Origin of the sequence: Tessaracoccus sp. OS52, from assembly GCF_020687685.1 — a bacterium.
GTDB lineage: Bacteria > Actinomycetota > Actinomycetes > Propionibacteriales > Propionibacteriaceae > Arachnia.
Genome location: NZ_JAJEWM010000004.1, coordinates 145685 through 162143, shown reverse-complemented (window position 1 = coordinate 162143; position 16459 = coordinate 145685). Strand labels below are relative to the sequence as shown.

Here is a 16459-nt window from a genome sequence, read left to right as displayed (position 1 = left end):
TAGCGATTTCGCGCGCGGTGAGCGGATCGGCTAACATGGCCGATGGCCCAACGGCCAAATCGGGGTGTGGCGCAGCTTGGTAGCGCGCGTCGTTCGGGACGACGAGGCCGCAGGTTCAAATCCTGTCACCCCGACGTTGTGATTCGGCCCTGATCTGCGCATTCGCAGGTCAGGGCCGTTCTGGTCCCCCGGCTCGTTTCGTCGTCGATGTTCCAGCTGACGCGCCTTGGGCTGGCAGTTCGCCGGTCAGCGCCGGGTGTGCGGTTGCATGGTTTCACCCATCGGTCCGAGCCCGAAATGGGGCGGTCGCCCGACGCGGGCGGGTGCGGCGCGTTCCTACCGTGTTGGACATGAACACATCTGTGGAGACAGTCATCGTGGGAGGCGGGCAGGCCGGATTGGCAACCGCCCACCACCTGCTTCGCCAGGGACGGGAGTGCCTGGTCCTGGAGGCCAACCAGCGCGTGGGGGACGGCTGGCGGCAGCAGTGGGACTCCCTGCGGCTCTACAGCCCGGCCAAGTTCGACGGCCTCCCCGGGATGCCCTTCCCCGCGAGCGCGTGGCACTTCCCGACCAAGGACGAGACCGCGGACTTCCTCGAGGCCTACGCCACCCAGCTCGGGCTTCCCGTTCGCCTCGGCACCCGGGTGCTCCACGTCGCGGCCGACGATGGAGGGTTCCGGGTGGACACGGACGAGGGGACCTTCGACGCCGACAACGTCGTGGTGGCCACCGGGACGTTCGGGCGCACGCCATACGTACCCGACTTCGCCGCCGGCCTGGACCCCGCAACGACGCAGTTGCACTCCAGCCAGTACCGCCGACCGGCCCAGCTCCCGGAGGGCCGTGTCCTGGTGGTCGGGGCATCGCATTCAGGACAGGACATCGCGCTGGAACTGGCACGCGAACGCCAGGTGGTCCTGGCGGGCCGGGACTGCGGGGAGATCCCCGTACCTCTGGAGAGCCGGCGCATGCGGGCGCTGTTCCCCCTGATCTGGTTCATCTGGGGCAGGGTGCTGAATCGCGGTACGCCGATCGGTCGCAAGGAACTGAGGAAGATCCGGTTGCACGGTGGGCCGGCCCTTCGGGTCAAGCGGGCTGACCTCCGCGCGGCGGGTGTGGAGCGGACCACCGAGCGCGTCGTCGGGGTCCACGACGGCCGGCCGGTCCTCGGGGACGACCGCGTGCTGGAAGTATCCACAGTCATCTGGGCGACAGGCTTCCGGCAGCAATTCGACTGGATCGAGCCCGACGTCGTCGGTGAGGAAGGCTGGCCACGAGAGGAGCGGGGCGAGGTGGCCGAGGTACCCGGCCTGTTCTTCTGCGGGCTGTCATTCCAGTCCTCCTTCCGGTCGATGCTGCTCGGCGGCGTGGGCGAGGACGCTGCGCACGTCGCGCGCCGAATCACCGAGCGCGCCTCCCTCAGCGTCCGCGCGTGACGACAGAATCGACCGGCGTCACCCCCGGGCCAGGAGCGTAGCCTTGGTCCTGGGGTGATGTGCAGGTGGGCGTGGTCGAGGAACTGAACCGCGGTCGCGAAGCATTCGAACGGCGCGACTGGGCGACCACCTACGCCCGGCTCGCCGAGGCCGACGCCGACGCCGAGGAACCTCTCCCCACGAGCGCACTGGCAATGTGGGCCACCGCGGCACACCTGCTGGGACGCACCGACGCCTGCATCCGGGTACTGCAACGTGCCCTGCAGCAGCACATCGACGCCGCTGAGGTCGAGCCCGCGATTCGCTGCTGCTTCTGGCTGGGCATGACGCACATGTTCACAGGTGACATGGCGGTTGCGGGCGGGTGGTGGAGCCGCGGTTGGAGGCTGCTGGAGGAGCTCCGGGTCGAGAGCGCGGAGAGGGGCTACCTGCTGTTCCCCCAGTGCGTCCATGCACTGTCAACCGGACAGGCCGAGCTGGCGGCCGAGAGGGCGGCCGAGGTGGAGCAACTGGGCCGCCGGTTCAAGGACGCGGACCTCGTCGCCATCGGGATGCATGGACGCGGGAGGGCGTGGCTGTCCCAGGGCCGGGTCCCCGAGGGAGCCGCCCTCATGGACGAGGCCCTGGTCGGCGTGTCTGCCGGTGAGGTCTCACCGGTGCTGGCCGGCATGATCTACTGCAGCACGATCGAGGCGTGCCAGGAAGTATCCGATTTCGATCGCGCCCGGCAGTGGACGAAGGCGCTCACCCGCTGGTGCGACGAGCAGCCGGACCTGGTGCCGTACACGGGACAATGTGCCCTGCACCGCGGCCAACTGATGCGTCTGCATGGGGCCTTTCCCGAGGCCATCGACGAACTGCGCCTCGCGACCGACAGGTACGCCGTCGGCGGAGCGGTGTACGCGTCCGGGCTGGCGGTCTACGAGCGGGGCGAGGTGCACCGCCTGCGGGCGAGTACGAGGTGGCAGAGGCAGCCTACAAGGAGGCCAGCGGCTACGGTTGCGAGCCCCAGCCCGGTTTCGCGCTGCTGCGGTTGGCCCAGGGCCGCACCGACGACGCGCTCGCTGCGGTACACCGGCTGCTGGATGAGACCGACGACTCGGTACGGCGTTCCAAGATCCTGCCGGCTTGCGCTGAGGTCCTGCTCGCGGCCGGTGACGTCGAGGCTGCGCGCCACGCCGTCGCCGAGCTGAGCGACATCGCTGCGAGGTTCGACTGCACGGCGCTGCTGGCGCAGGCGGCCTCGGGGCGGGCCAGCATCGTGCTTGCCGACGGCGACCCGGCCCGCGCCCTGCCCGAGCTCCGCAGAGCCTGGCGGTACTGGTACGAACTGGACGCCCGGCACGAGGCAGCCCGCACGCGGCTGCAGCTCGGGCGGGCGTGCCTCGCCGCCGGGGACAAGGACTCAGCCCACATGGAGATCGAGGCGGCTGCGGTCGTCCTCGCCGAACTGGGGGCGGCCCCGTTGCTCGCGGAAGCCGAGGGCCTACTCGGACTGCGGCGGAGACCGGACTGTCTCACCGCTCGCGAGGTCGAGGTGCTTCGCCTGGTGGCCGTCGGGAAGCGCAACCCCGCGATCGCGGCGGAGTTGTTCCTGAGCGAGAAAACCGTGTCGCGGCACCTCAGCAACATCTTCACCAAGATCGACGTCAGCTCCAGGACCGCAGCAGCGGCGTACGCCTTCGAGCACCACCTGGTGTGACCCGCCGCCGGGCGCCCGACGCCGGCCGACTCGACGGTGCCGGTCTCCGGGGAAGTCGCGTCAGGCCCCGGGGGCGCCGGGCGGCGTCTGCCCGGGCTCCTCCATGCCTGTCTTCTCGTCGTGCTCGTTGGCGCCGAGGCTCTCCCCGCCGCGGCGTTGCAGGCGCATCCGCTGGTACTTCCAGCGCTGGGCGATGGTGGCGCGGGAAGCTGCCCGCTCCTTCGTCCCTAGCGGGTCGTCGCCGAGGACCGGGTCGTAGCCAGCCTGGTAGCGGTCGCTCCACACCTGCAGCACGGTCCACGCGACGGCCGTGTACGGCACCGCGAGCACGGCACCGAAGATGCCGCCGACGATGGTTCCTATGGTCAGCGCCAGGAGGACGATGAGCGCGTGCAGGCTGAGGGTGCGGCCCATCACGACGGGCTGCAGCAGGTTGCCCTCCACCTGCTGCACACCAATCACGATGGCCACGACGATCAGCGCCGCCACCGGGCCGTTGGCCACGAGCGCCACCAGCACAGCCAGGACACCGGCGAGGGTGGCGCCGATGATGGGGATGAACCCGCCGACGAACACGATGACGGCCAGCGGCAGTGCCAGCGGGACGCCGACGATGGCCAGCCCGATCCCGATCAGCACGGCGTCGACCAGCGCGATGATGGCCGTGCCGCGGACGTAGCCGCCCAGCACTTCGCGGGAGCGGTCCACGGACTCGGCCAGCTTCGCCCGCGTCTCACCGGAGAACCAGCGCAGCGAGAAGTTGACGATCAGCCCGCCGTCCTTGAGCAGGAAGAACAGCACGACGATCATCAGCACGAGCCCGGTCAGGAAGGTGGTGACCGCCGACAAGCCACTGAGTGTGTTGCTGGCCAGACCACTGGTGAGTCCGCCGCTGGTGATCAGGTCCCTGATCTGGTCGACGGCGTCCTCCACCAAAGCGGTGTCTATCGGCAGCGGCCCGGAGGCCACCCAGTCCTTCAGCGCGGCCCAACCGTCCTGTGCCGACAAGACCAGTTCGTCCCATTCCGAGCGGATGGCGAACACGATTCCGGTGACGGTTCCGCCCAGGACGAGCAGGATCCCCAGGAAGGCGGTCAGTGTCGCCAGCAAGTGGGACCAACCCTTCGACACCAGCCAGCGCACCAGCGGCGAGACCGCTGCCGCCAGGATCAGGGCCACCAGGATCGCGATCACCACGACGCTGACCCGCAGCAGGAGCCAGACGGCGCCCGCGATGACGGCACCGATCAGCAGCGTCTGCCCCGCTCGGGCACCTGCCCGGCCCAAGGGGTCGGCCCACGGGTTCCAATTGGTACGCACATCCCGCCCGGTGGGGCTGGTTTCCTGCGCGGGCCCCCCGCTGGATACCGGGGTCTCGTTTGGGGTGGTCATGCAGTTGCTCCTTCAGGTCGGGGCTGGATCCGGTGCGGTGTCGTCGTGAAACCGGTCCGGCGGGCGGGATTGGCGAGCACGGGCTACCAGTCCACCTGCGCGCCCGAGGTGTCGAGGCACTGCAGTTCGGGGTGTCCCTTCGGGATGTCGTTGTTCTCGAACTCGGCGCAGTCGAGCAGCGCCTGCATGCTCATCACGATCCCCCACTCGCCGTCGACCTCACCCCAGATGACGTTGGAGGCACCGCAGCCGGGCGCGAAGTCGGTGCCCGTCACGAACCCGCTGGGGTGGTAGGCGGTGATGGTGAGTTCGCTCTGGCAGCCGCTGGCGTCCGCGGTGCCGACGACCTGTGCGGCGTAGTCACGGAACGTCTGGGGAACCTCGGTCAGGTTCGACGCCTCCGCGGGCACCTTGACCTCCACCTCCATGGTCACCCACTCCCCCGCTCCAGGCTGGGCGGCGCTCGTGGCGGTATCCGGGTCCGACGGCGTGGGTGCCGGCTCTGGCGCCGGCTCGGTCGATTCTGCCGGGCTGGCCTGGGAGGGCTCGGCGGCCGTCGCCTCCGGTTCGCCGGTGGTCTCCTCGGGTGTCGGGGCGGTGGTTTCGGCTGCACTGGGAGTCGATGGCGGGGTCGTCGCATCCGGGCTGGTGGTCTGGCCGCAGCCGGTCAACAGCGCAAGTCCGAGCGCGAGGGCGGGGAGGGTCCGCTTGATTCTCATGCGTCGAGTCTTCCATCCCATCGGCCAAACCCGTAGCACCCGCTCGGCACGGTCTCGACACGCGCCGCTCGTTCGCACGGTCTCGACACGCGCCGCTCGTTCCTCGCGGGCGCTACTCGACCAACGGGCTCCACTGACCGAGCAGCAGCTACCGCGCGGGCGCTACTCGACCAACGGGCTCCACTGATCCAGTAGCACCCGCCCCCGGGTCTCGACACGCGCCGCTCGTTCCTCGCGGGCGCTACTCGACCATCGGTGGACCAGGCCTGGGTCAGGAGATCCGGCCCAGCACCAGCGGCGACGGCGTGGGCTCGGCCGAGGCGTATGCCACGGCCCCGTCCAACGCCTCCGCCGCGTGCTCGAAACGCTCGGGCGTGTCGGTGTGCAGCGTGAAAAGGGGCTGCCCTTTCGTGACGCGATCCCCGGGCTTGGCGTGCAGCTCGACCCCCGCCCCCGGCTGGATCGAGTCCTCCTTGCGCGCCCGCCCAGCGCCCAGCCGCCAGGCCGCGACCCCCACGGGGAGCGCGTCCAGCCGTGAGATCCAGCCGTCCTCGGCCGCCTCGATGACGCTCGTGTGCGCGGCCACCGGGAGTTCCGCCGTCGGGTCGCCGCCCTGGGCGCGGATCATCTTGTTCCACAGGTCCATCGCGCGACCGTCCCGGAGCGCCTCCGCCGGGTCCTCGTCCAGCTTTCCGACGGCACCGAGCAGCTCCCGCGCGATCGTGACGGTCAGTTCCACGACGTCGGCAGGTCCACCGCCGGCCAGGACCTCGACGGCCTCCCGCACCTCCAACGCGTTGCCGGCGGTGAGTCCGAGCGGCGTGTCCATGTTCGTCAGCAGCGCGACGGTGCTGATGCCGGCGTCGGTCCCGAGGTCCACCATCACGCGCGCGAGGTCACTCGCCTGGTCCACCGAAGTCATGAACGCCCCGTTGCCGACCTTGACGTCGAGCAGCAGCGCACCCGGGCCCTCTGCGATCTTCTTGCTCATGATGGAGCTCGCGATCAGCGGGATCGCGGCGACGGTGCCTGTGGTGTCGCGCAGCGCGTAGAGCTTCTTGTCCGCAGGGGCGAGTCCGGACCCGGCCGCGGCGATCGCGACGCCGATGTCGTCGAGCTGGGCGAGCAGTTCGTCGTTGGTGAGGTTGCCGCGCCAGCCCGGGATCGACTCCAGCTTGTCGAGCGTCCCGCCGGTGTGCCCCAGTCCGCGCCCGGACAGCTTGGGCACCACCACACCGTAGACGCCGAGCGCGGGGGCCAGCGGGAGGGAGATCTTGTCGCCGACGCCACCCGAGGAGTGCTTGTGGACGACGGGGCGGCCGAGCGAGGAGAAGTCGAGGCGCTCACCGGAGTTGACCATCGCCATCGTCCAGCGGGCCACCTCCTCGCGGGTCATCCCGTTGAGGTAGATGGCCATCGCCAGGGCCGCCATCTGCTCCTCGGCGACGATGCCGCGGGTGTAGGCGTCGATCACCCAGTCGATCTGTTCCCCGGTGAGGACACCGCCGTCGCGCTTGGTGTGGATCACATCGATGACGTCCATGTTCATACTCCGGATCCTATTGGCCGGTTGGCCTCGCCGCTCCCCCGGCGTCCCTCCGGGCCCCGCCGGATTCGTGCACGCGAAGATCGTCGAGCTTTCGCTGCAGCACCCGGCGCTCGCTGTCGTTGCGGACCGCCGCGACCGCGGCTTCGAGCTCGGTGCGCGCCTCGTCGATCCGTCCGAGCCTGCGCAGCAGTTCTCCGCGCACCGCGTGTGGCAGGTGGTGACCGGCCAGTTCGTCGCGCGCCCGCAACGCGTCCAGGAGGTCGAGCCCTGCCTGCGGCCCGTCGCTGTAGGCGACGGCCACCGCGCGGTTGAGCTCCACGACCGGGGAGCCGGTGAGGTCGGACAGCGCCCGGTAGAGCACCGAGATGCGCCGCCAGTCGGTGGACTCGACGGTGGCGGCGACGGCGTGGCACTCGGCGATCGCGGCCTGCAGTCCATAGGCCCCCAGACCCTCGCCCACCTCCTGCGCCCGCGCGAGGGCTGCGCGGCCGCGTCGGATGGCTTCGTGGTCCCAGCGGCGCCGGTCCTGGTCCTCCAGCAGGATCGGATCCCCGTGCTCGTCGAGCCGGGCCGGGAACCTGGCGGCAGTCAGTTCCATCAGGGCCAGCAGTCCGTGCGCCTCTGCGCTGCCGGGCAGCAGTGCCACCAGGATCCGTGCCAGCCGGATGGCTTCCGCGGCGAGGTCCGGGCGCATCCAGCCCTCCCCGTGGCTGGCGGAGTGCCCCTCGGTGAACAGCAGGTAGAGCACCCCGAGGACGCCCCTCATCCGCGCCGGCAGTTCCTCGCGCGGCGGCACCTCGAACCCGACGGCGGCGTCGGCCAGGGTCTTCTTCGCGCGCACGATGCGTTGCTGGACGGTCGCCGTCGAGGTGAGGAAGGCTGCCGCGATCTCGTCGGTGGTCAGGCCCGCGACCACCCGCAGGGTCAGCGCGACCTGCGCCTGCCCGCTCAGCACGGGGTGGCAGGCGATGAAGATCAGGCGCACGACGTCGTCGTCGATGGCGTCGGGGTCCCAGGGCAGCGCATCGGGTGGGCGCTGGTCGATGCCGAAGGCGAGCTCTGCCAGGTGGTCGCGGTGCCGGACGTCGCGGCGCCACTGGTCGATGGCGCGGCGTTTGGCGACGGCGGTGAGCCACGCCGCCGGGTTGCGGGGCACGCCCTGCTGCGGCCAGGACGCCAGCGCCTCGCTGAGCGCATCCTGGGCGAGGTCCTCGGCAAGGGAGAAGTCGCCGACGATGCGGGTCAGGGTCGCGACGATCTTCGCGGCCTCGATCCGCCAGACCGCGGCGACGGCACGCCGGGCGGATTCCTCCGCCCGGCGTGTGTCGTCGTCGCCGGTCATCGGCCGCGGCCCGGCCGGGCGTCAGCCGTCGCGGGCCGCGCGTTCGCCGTCGTCACTGGGCGCGGAGCGCCTCTTCCTCGCGCCAACCCTTCTCCTTCTCGATCCACTCGTTGTCGGCGGGGAAGTCGGACTCGTCGGTGACGCGTCGCACCTCCAGCTTGCTGCCGGGACCCAGCGGGCAGCGCTTGGCCCACTCGGCGGCTTCCTCGATGGTCGGCACCTCGAGCATCCAGAACCCGGAGAACAGTTCCTTGGTCTCGCCGTAGGGGCCGTCGGTCACCAGCGGGGTCTCGGTGGAGAAGTCCACCACCAGGCCGGGCTCCTCAGCCAGGCCATCACCGCCGATCATCACGCCGGCCTTCATGAGCGCCTCGTTGTAGCGGCCCATCCGTTCGATGACCTGCTCGAACGGGATGTCCTTGTAGGCCTCGACTGCTTCGTCGGTGGCCCGCATGATCAACATGAACTTCGACATTTTCAACTCCTTGGTGTGGGGGTCGCGTATCGACCCTCTCATTCAAGACGTCGAACGGGAAGGGCGTGGATCGACATCGGTTCGGAAGAAATTCTGCTGCAGCGCGGATCGGCTCGTCACGGGTCTTGATGCTCGATACAAGCCGTGTACGGCGGGTAACGAGCACCAAGGCTTGTATCTGGATACAGGTGGCGCCTCGGTCTCCCTCACGCCGGGGAGGGCCAAGGCTCAGTCGACGTTGTGGCGCAGGTAGGCGGGCTCGCGGAGGCCGAGCAGGGCCTCCGCCATGCGTACGGCCTCGACGGTGCGGGCGACGTCGTGGGCGCGGACGAGCCGGGCGCCGCGCTCGATGCACCACACCGTCGTTGCCAGGGTGCCCGCAAGCCGGTCCTGCTTGGACCTGTCGAGGGTCTCGCCGATGAAGTCCTTGTTCGAGAGGGCAGCCAGGGTGGGTGCCCCGAGCCGGGTGAACTCGTCGAAGCGGCGGCAGATCTCGAGGGTGTGGAGGGTGTTCTTGTTGAGGTCGGGGCCGGGGTCGACGATCAGCTGGTCCATCCGCACGCCGGCGTCGGCGGCTCGGTCGACGCGGTCGATCAGGAAGGAGATGATCTCGCCCACGACGTCGGTGTACTGCGGGCGGCGCAGATGCTTTCGGGGCTCGGCCTTGGAGTGCGTGAGGATCAGCGTGGCGCCGGTCGCGGCGGCCAGGGGCGCCATCTCGGGGTCGAACAGGCCGGAGGTGTCGTTGATGATGGCAGCCCCCGCTGCGATGGCGGCGCGCGCGACCCCGGAGCGGAAGGTGTCCACGGAGATGGCGACGTCGCTGGTCCGGGTCACCTCCTCGATGAAGGGGCCGATCAGCTCGATCTCCTCGGCCTCGGACACCTCGCGGGCGTCCGGGCTGAACGGGACGCCGCCAATGTCGACGATGTCGGCGCCGGCTTCCGCCGCGGCGAGGGCGGCGTCGACGGCGGGCTGCAGTTCGAAGGTGCGCCCCGCGTCGTAGAAGGAGTCCTTCGTCCGGTTGACGATGGCCATGACGGCGACCCTGCGGTCGAAGTCGAAGTCACGACGGCCGATGCGCCGTTGCGCGGCCGTGATCGTGGGGAATGTGGTCACACGGGCCATTCAACCAGTTGCCCCAAGGCTGCGGGCCTCGCGTCTGCTGCCGGTGCCGTAACTCGCCACCCCCACAGCAGTGGCGAACGCACCGAACGGTGGCGAACCCACCGGAGCGCGAAGGTCAGGCGCTCACCGATGGGGGTGGTGCATCCGTTTGAGTGAGGGGCTCAGGACGAGCATGATCAGCGCGCAGACGGGGGCCGCGTACAGCGCGAGCCGCAGCGAGGTGGCGTCGCCGATGGCACCGATGACGGGCGGCCCAACCAGGAAACCGACGCGCAGCAGCCAGGTGACGATCGTCAACCCGGTACCGGGTGCCATGCCGGGGAGTTCGTCGGCGGCATGCATCGCCGACGGGATCACCGTCGCCACGCCCCAACCCGCGCAGGCGAACCCGGCGATGGTCCCCACCGGGGTGGGGAAGGTCAGGGCAAGCCCCATCCCGACGGCGGCGATAACCGATCCCTGCAGCAGCGCACCCCGGGGCCCGAAGCGGTCCACCAGGGCGTCGCCGGTGAAGCGCCCGATCATCTGGGTTCCCTGGAGCGCGACGAACGCCATGCCGGCGACGAAGGGGACGACGGTGAAGGCGCGATCCATGTAGACAGCACCCCAGGTGGCGCCGACGTCCTCGATCAGCCCGGCGGCGGCGGCCATGATGCCGAGCGCTGCGAGGCGCAGCAGGATCCGGCCGGGGATCCTGCGGGTGGGGGCGGCGCCGTCGGCGTGGACGGTGGTGATTTCGCGGTCGGGTCCGGGCAGGAGCAGGGTGCGGCACCACAGGTCCAGCACCACGAAGATCAGCGCCAGCGCCAGGCACTGGAGCCAGATCTGGACGCCGGCCTGGGCAGCGATGGAGCCGAGGAAACCGCCGGACACCGCGCCGATGGACCACCAGGCGTGGAACGAGTTGAGGATGGAGCGCCCGTACTCGCGCTGGACCCGCAGTCCGTGGGCGTTCATGGAGATGTCGGTGAGTGCGTCGAAGGCCTGCATCAGGAACAGGCCCCCGGCGAACACCCACGCGGCCGGTGCGTTGCCGATGACGTTGATCATGATGATGGCGCCCAGTTGGGAGACGACCGCGACGTTGGCCGAGTTGAACCGCCGCATCAGCGCCGCCGTCGCAAGGCCCGCGACGAGCCCGCCCAGCGGCCCGATCCCGACCGAGAGCCCCCAGAACGTGTCGGACAGTTCCAGGGCGCGCTTGATCTCGGGGTAACGGGGCAGGAGGGATGCGAAGGTGGCGCCGTTCAGCCAGAAGAGCAGGACGACGCCCCAGCGGGCGCGGCGGGCTTGGTGCGAAGGCGCGGGCGGCATGATCCGCTGCTGCTAGAGGGAGACCGGATGCGGTCCGGGAGCCGGACCCCCGGCGGAACCCAGTTCCGGCGTGGACGCCGGTGCCTGGTCCAGTTCCGGCGTCGACGCCGGTGCCTGGTCCGCGACGACGGAGGGCTCGGCGCTCGGACGCCGGGTGATGGGGCCGCGGTCCGGGGGCTCGGAGGAGAACATGGAGCGACGTCCCTCGAACGCCCTGCCCAGGGTGACCTGGTCCGCGTACTCGAGGTCCCCGCCGACGGGGAGCCCGCTGGCAGGCCGGGTGACCTGGATGCCGAAGTCCTTCAGTATCCGGCTCAGGTACGCGGCGGTGGCCTCCCCCTGGGTGTCGGGGTCCGTGGCAAGGATCACCTCCGTCACCTCGCCGTCGGCGAGGCGCTGGAAGAGTTCCCTGGTGTGGAGGTCGCCCGGGCCCCTGCCGTCGATCGGGGAGATGGAGCCGCCGAGCACGTGGTAGAGCCCGCGGAACTCCGAGGTCCGCTCGATCGCGATGACGTCCTTGGACTCCTCCACCACGCAGATCATGGAACGGTCACGACGCGGGTCGCGGCAGACGCGGCAGCGGTCCTCCTGCGTCACGTTGAAGCAGATCTCGCAGAACTTGGCGGACTGCTTGACGCGACGCAGCGTGTCGGCGAGCTCGAACACCTCTTCCTCGGGCGCGTCCAGCAGGTGGAACGCGATCCGCTGGGCGCTGCGGGGACCGACGCCGGGGAGGCGGCTCAGCGCGTCGATCAGGTCCTGGATGGGGCCTTCGTACACCTCAGAACCCGAGGCCCCCGGGCAGCTGCGGCATCTGCGGCAGCCCGGCCTTCAAGGCTTCGTCGGCCTGTTCCTTCGCGGTGCGGAAGGCGGCGATGATCAGAGCGGAGAGGGTCTCGGTGTCATCCGGGTCCCAGGCCTCGGGCTTGATCTCGACGTCGAGCAGTTCCCCCGTGCCGGAGACGGTCACCTTCACCAGGCCACCGCCGGCCTCGCCGTCGAAGGTCTTGGCCGCCTGCTCCTCCTGGGCCTTGACCATGTCGGCCTGGAGCTTCTGCGCCTGCTCCATCAGCGCATTCATGTCGAGTCCTTCAAACATCTGTCACTCCTTCTCAGTGCCTGGGCCCAGCTTAGGTGCGTCGGGGAACACGGTCATCGGTCCTGCTCGCTCACGTCGATCACCTCGGCGCCGAACGCCTCGGTGAGCAGTCCGGCGGCCGCCGCGTCGGCGTCTGCGAGGCTGGCGTCGTCGTCGGCCACCTCAGGTTCCGGTTCCGGTTCCGACGGCGCGGGCTCGGCCACCTGCGGCGCGGGTGCCGCGGGCATCTGGCCCGCGGGGCGCTGCGCGGGGCGCTGCTCGTCCGGTTCGGCGCCGGCCACCCCACCGCCGCTGGCCACCACCGACTGGATCCGGAACTCCACCCCGATCACCTCGATGATGCTGTCGGCCAGCACGTCGAGGCTGCCACTGGTGCCGAAGTTCTCCTTGGCACCCGAGTTGGCGAACCCAAGCACCAGCGCCCCTTCGGTGACGTCGAGCACCTGCGCATGCTGGCTGAGCATCATGAACGTGAACCGACGGCGCTTCTTCACCTCGGCGAGCACGTCGGGCCACAGCCGGCGCACATCGGCGGCACCGAGGCTCGGGCCCCGCTGCTCCACCACCCTCGGCGCCGGTGCCGGCGTCGCCTGGGAGACGGGCGTCCCCGACGGCGGTTGCCCGGCCGGGCGCTGGCGCATGGGGTGGCCCATCGCCGCTGGCGTCGCGGCGTCGGCAGGCGCTGCGGGCGCCGACGCCGGGGGCCGCTGGGACTGAGGCCTGTTCTCGGGCGTCCCGCCGGCGGGCGCCGAGGGCTGGGCGTCGGGCGCAGGCCGCTGCTGCGGCGCCGACTCCGAGGGCGGCGTCGGCTGCGCGGGCTGCTGCCTCTGGGCGGCGGCTGCGGAGGGCACGTCGGCCCAGTTGGCCGGCGGTGCCTCCGAATGGCTGCCGAGCATGCCGACCACCCGCTCCAGCCGGTCCATGCGGGCGTGCAGGCCGCGCTCGTCGGCGTCGGCACCGGGCAGCAGCACCCGGGCACACATGAGTTCCAGATGGAGGCGGGGGGCGGTGGTGCCGCGCATCTCGGTGAGGCCGGTGGCGATCACCTCGGCGGCGCGGGTCAGTTCCCCCGCGCCCAGGCCGGCCACTTGCGTGGCAAGGCGCTGTGCCTGATCCGCGGCGACGTCGAGCATGCCGTTCTGGGCGGCGTCAGGGACGGCGGCCAGGATCACCAGGTCCCGTAGGCGGCGCAGCAGGTCCTCTGCGAACCGGCGGGGGTCCTGGCCGATCTCCACCACCTTGTCGATGGTGCGGAACACGCCGGCGGAGTCGCCCGCCGCGAAGGCATCCATGATCTCGTCGAGCAGCGCGTCCGGGGTGAACCCGAGCAGCGCCGCGGCCTGCTCGTAGGCGACGCCCTCCTCCCCGGCGCCACCGAGCAGCTGGTCCAGCACCGACAGCGAGTCACGCACCGAGCCAGCGCCCGCGCGCACCACCAGCGGCAGCGCCTTCTGGTCCACCGCGACGCCCTCGGCCTCGCAGATCACCGAGAGGTAGTCCCCCAGCACCTTCGGCGGCACCAGCCGGAAGGGGTAGTGGTGGGTGCGGGAGCGGATGGTGCCGATGACCTTCTCCGGCTCCGTCGTGGCGAAGACGAACTTGGCGTGCGGCGGCGGCTCCTCCACGAGCTTCAGGAGCGCGTTGAAACCCGCCGTGGTGACCATGTGGGCCTCGTCGACGATGTAGATCTTGTAACGGCTGTAGACGGGGGCGAAGAAGGCCCGTTCGCGCAGGTCCCTGGCGTCATCGACGCCGCCGTGCGAGGCGGCGTCGATCTCGATGACATCGATGCTGCCTGGCCCGCCTCGCGCCAGGTCCGTGCAGGAACGGCAGACCCCGCACGGCACCGACGTGGGGCCCTGCTCGCAGTTCAGGCAGCGGGCGAGGATGCGCGCCGACGTCGTCTTGCCGCAGCCCCGGGGCCCCGAGAACAAGTAGGCGTGGTTGACCTTGTTGTTGTCCAGGGCCCGCTGCAGCGGGACTGTGACGTGCTCCTGGCCGATGACGTCGCCGAAGGTGTCCGGGCGGTAGCGACGGTAGAGCGCCAGAGGCGCGGCGGTCTCGACACGCGCGGCAGTGGTCTCGACACGCGCGGCAGTGGTCTCGACACGCGCCGGCTCGTCCCTCGCCGGCGCTACTCGACCATCGGAGGAAGGCGCCACTGGCCCATCGGCGGAAGGAGCTACTCGACCATCGGCGGAGGGAGTTGCTCGACCATCGGGAGCGGGCTCGTCGAAAAGCCCGGGCCCGTCCTGGGGTTCGAAGTCGAAGCCGGCCTCGGCAGCGTCGTACTCGTCGTAGTCCTGATCCACACCCATACCCTATGCCAGCCCCCCGACATCACGACCTGGCGGCCCGGCGCCCGGGAATTGGCGTCGCGCTCCGCTACTCTCTTCGCCAGTGGAGCAGTAACGCCGCTGCTCCATGTGCACCTGCCCGTGTCCCCCGCACGACCAGCACTGGAGACAAATGCTCGACCCGATCCGACGCCTGTGGACGCGGCTGACGTACACCGAGAACGCCAAGCGGAGCATCCTCAACAAGCAGTCCCTGTTCATGGGGCTGCTGCTGGCAGTGGCTGTGGTGTTCGCGACGTCGGAAGGCGCCCTCGCCGACCCGGGCACCTTCTACGCGGGCGTCGCCCTCGCCGTCGTCGCCACCATCGTGGCAGGCCTCATCCCATGGGAGCGGATCCCGTTGACCTGGTCCGGGCTCCTGCCGGTGGCCGACTTCATCGCCGTCGGACTGCTGCGCTACTCGGTGGCACCCCACCTGATTGCCGTCTCCCTGTTGATGTTCCTCCCGACGGTGTGGCTGGTGACGCTGTACCGGAACGTGGGACTGTTCATCGCGACGGCGCTGGCGCTGCTGACCGTCGGCATCCCGGTGCTGAGCGACGAGGTGGGCCAATTCGGCGCCGTCGACGTGGTGCGCGTGCTGCTGCTGCCGCTGACGGTCTTCCAGGTGGGCTGGTTCATGTCTGGCCTCCTGCTCTACGTCGAGCGGGCCAACGAACGGATCCAGCAGGAGACCGACGCGAAGATGGCCCTCCATGAGGAGAGCGCCCGCCAGGCCCGCCTGCTGCAGAACATCATCGACAGCGTCGACGTCGGCATCATCGTCGTGGACCGCCGCGGCAACATCGTCTTCCGCAACCACTACCAGCGCCAGATCCTGGACTTCGTGACGCCCGCCGGCATGACGGATCCCACCGAAGCCGACCTGCTGGAGTTCCTGCCCAACACCGACATCCCCGTTCCGCCGGAGCGCCGGCCCCTGCGCCGGGCCACTCTGGCGGAGTCCTACAGCAACTACCTGGTGCTGATGGGTCCCCCCGAGGGCGAGCAGCGCGTGGTCTCCACCACCGCCCGCCAGATCACTGACTCCCGGGGCGAACGCGACGGGGCCGTCATCTCCTTCACCGACGTCACCTTCCACATGAAGGCGGTGCAGTCGCAGTCGAGGTTCCTGTCGATGGTGTCCCACGAACTGCGGACCCCGCTGACGTCGATCGTCGGGTACTTGGACCTGGCTCGCGACGAGGAGCTCCCGCCGGCCGCGGCCGGATACCTCGACGTGGTGAACCGCAACGCCGAGCAGCTGCTGGTGATCGTGGAGGACCTGTTGCACAGCCAGAAGCTGGCAAACGAGAAACTGACGTTCAAACGGCGGCCCGAACGGCTCGACCGGCTGGCGGAGCTGGCCTGCGACTCGGCCCAGGCGTCGGCTGCGGCGAAGGGGATCACCCTGGAGCGCCACCTCGAGCCCACGCCGGTGGCCAGTCTGGACCTCGCGCGCCTGTCGCAGGTACTGGACAACCTGCTGTCCAACGCCATCAAGTTCACCGCTCCCGGCGGGACGGTGAAGGTGGCCACCCAGGTGACCGCGTCGACGATGGACGTGGTTGTCTCGGACACGGGGATCGGGATGACCCCGGAGGAGCAGTCCCACCTGTACACCCGCTTCTACAGGACCGACGGGGCCACGGAGCACCACATTCCCGGTGCGGGCCTGGGGCTGGCGATCTCCCGTGACATCGTGCACGGGCACGGCGGTCAGATCTCGGTGGCCTCGGAGCCGGGCGTGGGAACGACGTTCCGGGTCTCGTTGCCGCTTCCCGGCCACGACCGGGCCGACGTCGGCAGGAGTCAAACCCAGGAGTCCCCCATCCGGGCAAACTGAGGGTTCAGGGCATGGAAAGAGCCCCTCGCGCACCCGGAAGAGCTCACTTACCCTTGCTGCCTTCCGACCCTGGGGGAGTTGGGCGAGATACCGCCGCGCGAGGAGCCTTCCGGGAGTC

General features: G+C 70.2%; 13 protein-coding genes, 1 tRNA gene, 1 other RNA gene and 1 pseudogene. 5 read left to right on the top strand and 11 right to left on the bottom strand.

What is annotated here, in order from left to right:
- The first annotated feature begins 60 nt into the window (after positions 1-60).
- The 4 genes from LKO27_RS13195 to LKO27_RS13180 all read left to right on the top strand — a co-directional run bounded on the left by LKO27_RS13195 (position 61) and on the right by LKO27_RS13180 (position 3141).
- Positions 61-134 (top strand) — tRNA-Pro (locus tag LKO27_RS13195).
- A gap of 216 nt (positions 135-350) precedes the next feature.
- The gene (locus LKO27_RS13190; protein WP_227737975.1) at positions 351-1439 is read left to right on the top strand and encodes an NAD(P)/FAD-dependent oxidoreductase; all 1089 of its coding nucleotides are present in this window, start codon (positions 351-353) and stop codon (positions 1437-1439) included.
- Positions 1440-1510: 71 nt separating this feature from the next.
- Positions 1511-2632, top strand: a complete 1122-nt coding sequence (locus tag LKO27_RS13185) for a hypothetical protein (protein ID WP_227737974.1) — start codon at positions 1511-1513, stop codon at positions 2630-2632.
- Positions 2633-2853: 221 nt separating this feature from the next.
- On the top strand, positions 2854-3141 hold the full coding sequence (locus LKO27_RS13180) for a response regulator transcription factor (RefSeq protein WP_227738051.1): 288 nt from the start codon (positions 2854-2856) through the stop codon (positions 3139-3141).
- A gap of 60 nt (positions 3142-3201) precedes the next feature.
- Here the strand turns inward: LKO27_RS13180 and LKO27_RS13175 are convergent, their stop codons facing one another.
- The 10 genes and pseudogenes from LKO27_RS13175 to LKO27_RS13130 all read right to left on the bottom strand — a co-directional run bounded on the left by LKO27_RS13175 (position 3202) and on the right by LKO27_RS13130 (position 14471).
- Positions 3202-4533 (bottom strand): AI-2E family transporter, encoded by a 1332-nt coding sequence (locus LKO27_RS13175; RefSeq protein ID WP_227737973.1) that lies wholly within the window; start codon positions 4531-4533, stop codon positions 3202-3204.
- An 83-nt stretch (positions 4534-4616) separates the two neighbouring features.
- On the bottom strand, positions 4617-5252 hold the full coding sequence (locus tag LKO27_RS13170; RefSeq protein WP_227737972.1) for a hypothetical protein: 636 nt from the start codon (positions 5250-5252) through the stop codon (positions 4617-4619).
- Between the two features lie 271 nt (positions 5253-5523).
- Entirely contained in the window at positions 5524-6801 is a 1278-nt protein-coding gene (locus tag LKO27_RS13165; protein ID WP_227737971.1) for a thymidine phosphorylase, read from the bottom strand.
- 10 nt (positions 6802-6811) lie between these two features.
- Complete coding sequence (locus LKO27_RS13160) at positions 6812-8143, bottom strand: RNA polymerase sigma factor (protein WP_227737970.1); 1332 nt, start codon at positions 8141-8143, stop codon at positions 6812-6814.
- 52 nt (positions 8144-8195) lie between these two features.
- Positions 8196-8618 carry a YciI family protein gene (locus tag LKO27_RS13155; RefSeq protein WP_227737969.1) on the bottom strand — a complete coding sequence of 141 codons (423 nt, stop codon included), beginning with the start codon at positions 8616-8618 and terminating at the stop codon, positions 8196-8198.
- A gap of 228 nt (positions 8619-8846) precedes the next feature.
- Positions 8847-9737, bottom strand: a complete 891-nt coding sequence (gene folP, locus LKO27_RS13150) for a dihydropteroate synthase (protein WP_227737968.1) — start codon at positions 9735-9737, stop codon at positions 8847-8849.
- 132 nt (positions 9738-9869) lie between these two features.
- Positions 9870-11060: an MFS transporter gene (locus LKO27_RS13145; protein ID WP_227737967.1), complete on the bottom strand. Its 1191-nt coding sequence runs from the start codon at positions 11058-11060 to the stop codon at positions 9870-9872.
- A gap of 198 nt (positions 11061-11258) precedes the next feature.
- A pseudogene (gene recR / locus LKO27_RS13140) lies at positions 11259-11840 on the bottom strand (recombination mediator RecR); the annotation flags it as partial.
- Between the two features lies 1 nt (position 11841).
- Positions 11842-12159 (bottom strand): YbaB/EbfC family nucleoid-associated protein, encoded by a 318-nt coding sequence (locus LKO27_RS13135; protein ID WP_227737965.1) that lies wholly within the window; start codon positions 12157-12159, stop codon positions 11842-11844.
- A gap of 53 nt (positions 12160-12212) precedes the next feature.
- Positions 12213-14471 carry a DNA polymerase III subunit gamma and tau gene (locus LKO27_RS13130; protein WP_370630029.1) on the bottom strand — a complete coding sequence of 753 codons (2259 nt, stop codon included), beginning with the start codon at positions 14469-14471 and terminating at the stop codon, positions 12213-12215.
- 157 nt (positions 14472-14628) lie between these two features.
- Here LKO27_RS13130 and LKO27_RS13125 point away from each other — a divergent pair, with 157 nt between their 5' ends.
- A complete protein-coding gene (locus LKO27_RS13125; protein WP_227737963.1) occupies positions 14629-16341 on the top strand; it encodes a cell wall metabolism sensor histidine kinase WalK in 1713 nt (570 codons plus the stop codon).
- A gap of 13 nt (positions 16342-16354) precedes the next feature.
- Here LKO27_RS13125 and ffs read toward each other — a convergent pair.
- Positions 16355-16451: signal recognition particle sRNA small type (gene ffs / locus LKO27_RS13120), an RNA gene on the bottom strand.
- Positions 16452-16459 lie beyond the last annotated feature (8 nt).

What these genes read in the sequence shown, in the direction of transcription:
- LKO27_RS13190 (WP_227737975.1), top strand. Translation starts at nt 351, where the DNA reads ATGAACACATCTGTGGAGACAGTCATCGTGGGAGGCGGGCAGGCCGGA.
- LKO27_RS13180 (WP_227738051.1), top strand. Translation starts at nt 2,854, where the DNA reads ATGGAGATCGAGGCGGCTGCGGTCGTCCTCGCCGAACTGGGGGCGGCC.
- LKO27_RS13175 (WP_227737973.1), bottom strand. Translation starts at nt 4,533, where the DNA reads ATGACCACCCCAAACGAGACCCCGGTATCCAGCGGGGGGCCCGCGCAG.
- LKO27_RS13170 (WP_227737972.1), bottom strand. Translation starts at nt 5,252, where the DNA reads ATGAGAATCAAGCGGACCCTCCCCGCCCTCGCGCTCGGACTTGCGCTG.
- LKO27_RS13165 (WP_227737971.1), bottom strand. Translation starts at nt 6,801, where the DNA reads ATGAACATGGACGTCATCGATGTGATCCACACCAAGCGCGACGGCGGT.
- LKO27_RS13160 (WP_227737970.1), bottom strand. Translation starts at nt 8,143, where the DNA reads ATGACCGGCGACGACGACACACGCCGGGCGGAGGAATCCGCCCGGCGT.
- LKO27_RS13155 (WP_227737969.1), bottom strand. Translation starts at nt 8,618, where the DNA reads ATGTCGAAGTTCATGTTGATCATGCGGGCCACCGACGAAGCAGTCGAG.
- LKO27_RS13145 (WP_227737967.1), bottom strand. Translation starts at nt 11,060, where the DNA reads ATGCCGCCCGCGCCTTCGCACCAAGCCCGCCGCGCCCGCTGGGGCGTC.
- LKO27_RS13135 (WP_227737965.1), bottom strand. Translation starts at nt 12,159, where the DNA reads ATGTTTGAAGGACTCGACATGAATGCGCTGATGGAGCAGGCGCAGAAG.
- LKO27_RS13125 (WP_227737963.1), top strand. Translation starts at nt 14,629, where the DNA reads ATGCTCGACCCGATCCGACGCCTGTGGACGCGGCTGACGTACACCGAG.